Below are 6226 nucleotides of genomic sequence, written 5' to 3' on the forward strand. Positions count from 1 at the left end.
TGATGGATTAATTTATGGAGATGGGCAATATGAATTCGAGACCCGTTGGGTGTAAATAGGCACCATTGAGGATGGTATTGCTCAAGTTGAGATTTCTGTCCTTGAGATAACTGAGGTCATACATACCTAATTTTTCAAAATTGGGTGAGCCTACCAACTTTGCATAAATGAGGTTTGCATGTGTAAGATTGGCATAGCTGAAATCTGCTCCTCTCAAATCAGCATAGCTGAGGTCTGCTCCAAAAAGATTTGCTCCCTTCAAATCTGCTGCACAAAGGTCTGCCCCAGAGAGATTTGCTCCATGCAGGTTTGCGCCGTTCAGGTCTGCAAATCGCAAACTAGCCTGACTGAGATTTGCATGGCTGAGGTTGACTCCATTTAAACTGGCTCGAAAAAAAAGACCGCGATCGATGACACACACACCAAGGTCTGCTCTTGCGAGGTTCACTCCACTCAAGTTAGCTCCACTAAACTCCACTGACCCCATAAACATACTATCACTAAGGTCTGCATGGCTCAAGTTAGCTCCACTTAAGTCTGCAATACTGAAATCGACACCTTTCATATCTGCATTGCTTAAATTTGCGTTTCGCAGTTCGGCTTCGTAAATTTTTGCTCCTTTGAGATTGGCATGACTGAAGTTGATACCATCTAAGGTAGTCGAAAGTTCTATGTAGCTCAAGTCTGGCTTAACTTCAGGATTTTTCTCCCGCCATTCGTTCCAAGCTTCGACACCTAATGAAAGTAAAGCCAGTAATTCACTACTTGCCATCACAACTTTACGTTTAACTTCGCTAAAGATGAAAGGTCGTTAAATCGATTCCTATCGGGTAAGATGCCAAACTGATTCCCTATTTTGTCAATATATCTTATTTAATAGCTAACTTACTTGCCATTTTGCTGTATATATACGAAGCTTAGATTAAGTTGGCTCGCAGACCCATCAAGCCAAGGCAAGTGCTTTTGGGAACTCCCACACTACAGCACAAGTAAGGTAGGCAGCACTATCAATTGTGTATTGTTTAAGCCGATTAATTGGGTTTGATGGGCAGACGAACGACGAAACTTGCAACCTATTTTAGGTAGATTTTATTCCCCTGTACTTTTGTCCCTACTGTATAGGTGAAGTTACTACGGTTTTTAAATAGTGAGTCAGAGCAGGTTACGCTTGGAATGCTGGTTTCGCTTACCCCATCTAAAATGTAATTCTTTCCCACTATTTTTAAATGGGGACGGCGCGAAACATTTATCGTTCAAAACTATTGTTGTTCGGGTTTCTTTGTCAACTGTTGCACCAACAACTGCACTGCTAGCGCCAACAATCCTATTGTCACTATGCCAAATATCCCCGTTCCCAAAGCAGTTATACCTATAATCAAGGTACGCACGGCAGAAGCAATATTTACCGCTAGTGTGTTATTGGACGCAATGGGTTTCGTGGCATAGGTTGTAGCTACGGCAACCATTAGCAAGTACAATGCATAGGTTAGTCCCCCTGAAATCAGCGCTCCTGTTATGCAGCGTAAAGGAGTTGGCGGTACTTGCTCTTGAGTTTCTTTTTGTTGCTTTATATTCTCTTCACTCATAAAACCTATTTATCGGAAAATTTATCAATGAGATCGCTGTTAACGGTTAACGGTTAACTTTACTCCGTGGGTAATCGTGCGAGTTACGAACAATTCTAAATCCTTATCGGGAATAGCTTCTCTAACGTGAAGTTGAACTTGTTCAGCCTGCTGTTGAGACTCGCAAATTGCAAATACGCTAGGACCCGAACCGGACATCATTGTTCCCAAAACGCCAGCAGCTGCAAATGTCTCCCGTAGTTGTAAAACTTTCGGATATTCTGGCAACACCACACGCTCTAAATCATTGTGCAGCTTTTGAGCAATTTCTGTTGTGTTTTTATTAATGATAGCTTTCACTATCGATCCAGAATGAACTGCTGCTGCACGGGCTGCCAAGCTTTCGGTGTCTTTGAGATAAGTATCCCCAAATTCCTGTCGATAGGTATTGTATGCCCAAGCGGTAGAAACTGCTAAACTGCGGTATTTAGCCAGTACTATGTAAGTATTCTCTAACCCAGGAAGGGGAGAAAGTTGCTCACCTCTCCCTGTGGCGATCGCTGTTCCACCCCCTACACAAAACGGTACATCCGAACCTAACACCGCTCCGAGTTGCTCTAATTCTGCCCGAGTCAGCCCCAAGTCCCACAGCAAGTCTATTCCCACCAGTACTGCGGCTGCATTTGCCGAACCCCCTGCTAACCCAGCTGCTATGGGAATACGCTTGTTGATGGTGATGTCCACACCACCGTACTGAGCATATGCGTCTGGAAACTTTACTGCTAACAACTCGGCAGCGCGGTATGCTAAGTTACTTCTGTCATTCGGTACTTCCGGATTGTTGCAGCGAACGCGGATGGCGTCAATACTATTGCTTTGTAAATTAATTTCGTCTGCTAAATCGATACTTTGGAGTATCATAACTAACTCGTGATATCCATCCGGGCGATCGCCAATGATTTCTAGATACAAATTGATTTTGGCAGGGGCTGTTAGGGTGTAACTACGCATATAGAAGTTGGGAGTTAGGAGGTAAAACGAGACCGTAAATCTCAATAAAGATAGTAATATGATTCCTTCAGCTTACTAGCATAATGGGTAAAAGTACTGTAGCGATCGCAAGATACACAAAAAGTATGATGGCAAAGCTGTAAAAGTTTGTATAAAGATGAGAGAAAGTGGGTACCAATTCCTGACGATGACTGCAGAACTACTCTTAGTTTAACTGGGAAAAATGTCATCCTTGAGACTATGTCGATTGCTAGAGGGAACAATACTTACTTAAGTCTTAACTTGTCTAGATAAGTTGGTCTATGCAAGTTCGGCAAAGAGGTAAGAATGTCTAAGGAACCACGCAAGCTCATTAATTTATCAGTTCATGAAAGCTCTGACCCTAGTGTCATTGACCCTTCGTTAGATAAAAAAGAGTCAGGAAATATGAATGACTTGAATGACTCGGTTCATGATGACGAAAACGTAGATGTTCCCATTCCAGGGCTTTCCGATAACACTAGCGATTCCAATCCTGTAGATCGTCAACTAGGTATTATAAGTCGAACTGCTGGATAGGCAAACCAAAATCAATTATTAGCGTTCGGCGAACAGTGACCGGTAACCATTAAAAATTGATAACTGGTCACTGATTAGTGAATATTCAACAGTTTTCTATGCACTCAACATACGACTTTCAGTACTTTCAGGGAAATTCGTTTTCCGATCTATTTGCTCAAGACGTTGCAGATGCACGCTATGCCCTGCTTCCAAATTACCCTGCAACTGCCAGTTGGGCTGCTTACCCCAATACGAAAAAATTCTTTCTTCAAGACGGCAGTAGTGAAGCGACCAAAACCCCCTTTGATAAGATTTGCCAGAAGGAAGCTTGGAAAAATCTGGCTGTGTTGGGCGATGCTATTCCAGGAATTGTTATTGTTCCGCCAACAAAGGCGCTGGTTAATTACTGGCAAGAGCATTTTGGCTTCAGCTACTCCAACATGGAGAAGATACACTGTTCGGTTTATCTAGAGGAACTTAGCAAAAGCTCGCGTTTTGACAAACTCATCACTCTATTTCCTTTCGATCATCTTAAAGCAGAAAAACACGCTGTCGATCCAGAAACGCACTACCATTTGCTCAACAAAGTAACGCTAGCTGAGTTGGGGGTGCAATGTCCGAAATACGAAAGCTACAATCTACACGCTTTCAGCCTTGAGGACATTAAATTACCAGAAACATTTCCCTACTTGATCAAAACGTCCCACGGGCTTTCAGGGGAAGGCACCTATATTATCAGAAGCACCAGCGATCTGAATTACTGCTTTGAAGAATTGAGGAAATATCTCGATATTCAACTCCTAGATACGATTATTGTCTCGGAGTTTGTCAAAAATGTCGTGCAGAACCACTGCGTACAGTTTTATATTAACAAGAAGGGAGAGATCGCCTTTATCGGTACTACAACCCAACTTGTCACCCCAGAGGGTAACTATTTAGGAGGGGTGATTAACTACCGTCAGATTGATGTGAGCAAATTCTCTAAGATGATTGCAGCTATTGGACAGTATGCTCACGAGCAGGGTTATTTTGGAGTGATTGGCTTCGATGTGTTGGAAGATAAAGACGGACAACTTTATGCGATCGATGCCAATTTCCGCATCAATGGCTCAACTCCACTCTGCTTGCAGCGTCTTACTCTACTAGGGGTAGGAAAGGAGGTAGCTAAATATGCCACTGACTACCGCATAACCGGTACATTAGACTCCATTCTTGTCGCTTTGAAAACAGAACTAGATCGCAAGGATTTTATTATTTTGTCAGCTCTGGAGAAAGTCAAATACGGAGAAATCTATACCGAACTTTCTGGGGTCGTAGCTGGAGAAACAATTGAGGAAATGCAATACATTGAGAAGAACTTGCAGGATAAGGGATTGCAATTGCTAAGTTAATTACAAGGATTTTCAACTCAATGAAATACTTTTCTACTATGGCAATCCTGTTTGATTTTTAAAACCCACGTAGGGTGGGCACTGCCCACCATATCTTATTGTAGTGGGTAGATCCTTTCTTTTTGTTACTCATTTGACATTAAGATTTTTGATAACAAGGTAATTATCCTAATTAGAATAAATTTTGAAATACATCCTGTTCAGTCACTGGTGCCATTGAAGAAACTTACTAACTCAACTTCCTCATTGTCTTCATTTTTAAGTAGGGTTCGAGCAAAGAGAGCGTATTGCTTGCAAACTACGTGATGTTAGCAACAACTCAATTTTAATGCTGCTTTCTATACTAAGTGATGCATTCGTGTCCCTCATCGCTCTCTTACCTGTAGAAGTCAATTTGAGGATTGCCCTACTTCTTTTTGGAGGTCATTTATATGTGTAGTTTGATTCATAGGTCATCAGCAAGTCGTATATTATTAGCTTTTGGACTGACAGTAGCTACTGTATCTCCTACAATAATTTCTGCAACCGCTTCAGGGCAGGTGGCTGTTCCAACAACAAATTCATCACCTGCAAAGTTGGTGACTACCTCGACTACCTTTTCCGATCTCAAAGCCGATTCTTGGGCGCGACCATTTATTCAAGCCATAGCCGAAAGAAATATTATCAGTGGCTTTGCTGATGGTACCTTTAGACCCAATCAACCTGTAGAACGGGCTGAATTTGCCTTGATGATTCAAAAAGCTTTTGAGCAAAAGCGGATTCGGCAGTTAAGCCCTGGTGGATTTAAAGATGTTCCTCCCAATGACCGGGCGGCTTCTGCAATTAAAGAAGCATATGAAACCGGATTTATGCCCGGTTATCCAGCAAATTTGTTTTTGCCAAAACAGCAAGTCGGCAAGTTTGAAGCGATCGCTGCTTTAGCAAACGGTCTGGGTTTGACAACAAGTGGTTCTACATCAAACATTCTCAATAACTACTACACAGACGCTACTGCAATCCCAAACTATGCTGCTGATGCTGTAGCAGCTGCAACACAAGCCAACTTAGTGGTTAACTATCCTAATGTCAAAAGACTCAAGCCACTGGAACCTCTTACCCGTGCCGATGCCGCTGCCCTATTGTATCAGGCGTTAGTTTGGCAGGAACAGTTGCAGCCCCTACCAAGCAATATTACAGCCGCTAAATATATTGTTGGTGGCACAACTGTGAGCCAAAATACTTCGACGACCCCTAATGATGTTGTCTCTGTTGCTGCGTCTAATAATTCCTTTTCTATCCTAACTTCCTTGTTAAAGACAGCAGGTTTAGCAGTTATTTTGCAACATCCGAATAATTCGCTGACTATTTTTGCTCCAACTAATGAGGCGTTTGCTAATTTGCCCCAAGGCACTTTAGAGTGGTTGCAGCAACCAGAAAATAGAGAAACACTTGTTAGAATTTTGACCTATCACGTTGTTCCTCGGAAGCGACAAATAAATGAACTGTCAATTGGAAAGCTAAAAACTTTTGCGGGTAGACCTGTCAATATTCAAATCAATCCTGCAACCAATCAAGTGACAGTGAACAACGCGAAAATCATTGAGTCCAATATTCCAGCAAGCAACGGTATTATTCATGTCGTCAACGAAGTGCTAATTCCACCTAATATCAACTTAAGCAAAAGATAACCTCCTAACCACTAACCACTAACTACTAACCACTAACCACTAACCACTAACT

6 protein-coding genes are annotated in these 6226 nt (G+C 42.2%); 3 read left to right on the forward strand and 3 right to left on the reverse strand.

Annotation, left to right across the window (positions count from 1 at the left end):
- Positions 1 to 7: 7 nt before the first annotated feature.
- The 3 genes from ACYRY3_RS29695 to ispE form a co-directional block, all read right to left on the reverse strand.
- Positions 8 to 772 (reverse strand): pentapeptide repeat-containing protein, encoded by a 765-nt coding sequence (locus ACYRY3_RS29695; RefSeq protein ID WP_460205266.1) that lies wholly within the window; start codon positions 770 to 772, stop codon positions 8 to 10.
- Positions 773 to 1259: 487 nt separating this feature from the next.
- Positions 1260 to 1586 carry a DUF3082 domain-containing protein gene (locus tag ACYRY3_RS29700; protein WP_460205267.1) on the reverse strand — a complete coding sequence of 109 codons (327 nt, stop codon included), beginning with the start codon at positions 1584 to 1586 and terminating at the stop codon, positions 1260 to 1262.
- A 39-nt stretch (positions 1587 to 1625) separates the two neighbouring features.
- Positions 1626 to 2576 carry a 4-(cytidine 5'-diphospho)-2-C-methyl-D-erythritol kinase gene (gene ispE, locus ACYRY3_RS29705; RefSeq protein WP_460205268.1) on the reverse strand — a complete coding sequence of 317 codons (951 nt, stop codon included), beginning with the start codon at positions 2574 to 2576 and terminating at the stop codon, positions 1626 to 1628.
- Between the two features lie 327 nt (positions 2577 to 2903).
- Here ispE and ACYRY3_RS29710 point away from each other — a divergent pair, with 327 nt between their 5' ends.
- The 3 genes from ACYRY3_RS29710 (at position 2904) to ACYRY3_RS29720 (ending at position 6174) form a co-directional block, all read left to right on the forward strand.
- Positions 2904 to 3134 (forward strand): hypothetical protein, encoded by a 231-nt coding sequence (locus ACYRY3_RS29710; protein ID WP_460205269.1) that lies wholly within the window; start codon positions 2904 to 2906, stop codon positions 3132 to 3134.
- Positions 3135 to 3232: 98 nt separating this feature from the next.
- Positions 3233 to 4507: an ATP-grasp domain-containing protein gene (locus ACYRY3_RS29715; protein ID WP_460205270.1), complete on the forward strand. Its 1275-nt coding sequence runs from the start codon at positions 3233 to 3235 to the stop codon at positions 4505 to 4507.
- A 431-nt stretch (positions 4508 to 4938) separates the two neighbouring features.
- On the forward strand, positions 4939 to 6174 hold the full coding sequence (locus ACYRY3_RS29720; protein WP_460205271.1) for a fasciclin domain-containing protein: 1236 nt from the start codon (positions 4939 to 4941) through the stop codon (positions 6172 to 6174).
- Positions 6175 to 6226 lie beyond the last annotated feature (52 nt).

Source organism: Scytonema sp. NUACC21 (assembly GCF_054684315.1).

Bases quoted from the DNA above. Each gene is read 5' to 3' on its own strand.
- ACYRY3_RS29720 (WP_460205271.1), top strand. From the start codon at position 4,939: ATGTGTAGTTTGATTCATAGGTCATCAGCAAGTCGTATATTATTAGCT.
- ACYRY3_RS29695 (WP_460205266.1), bottom strand. From the start codon at position 772: ATGGCAAGTAGTGAATTACTGGCTTTACTTTCATTAGGTGTCGAAGCT.
- ACYRY3_RS29715 (WP_460205270.1), top strand. From the start codon at position 3,233: ATGCACTCAACATACGACTTTCAGTACTTTCAGGGAAATTCGTTTTCC.
- ACYRY3_RS29710 (WP_460205269.1), top strand. From the start codon at position 2,904: ATGTCTAAGGAACCACGCAAGCTCATTAATTTATCAGTTCATGAAAGC.
- ispE (WP_460205268.1), bottom strand. From the start codon at position 2,576: ATGCGTAGTTACACCCTAACAGCCCCTGCCAAAATCAATTTGTATCTA.
- ACYRY3_RS29700 (WP_460205267.1), bottom strand. From the start codon at position 1,586: ATGAGTGAAGAGAATATAAAGCAACAAAAAGAAACTCAAGAGCAAGTA.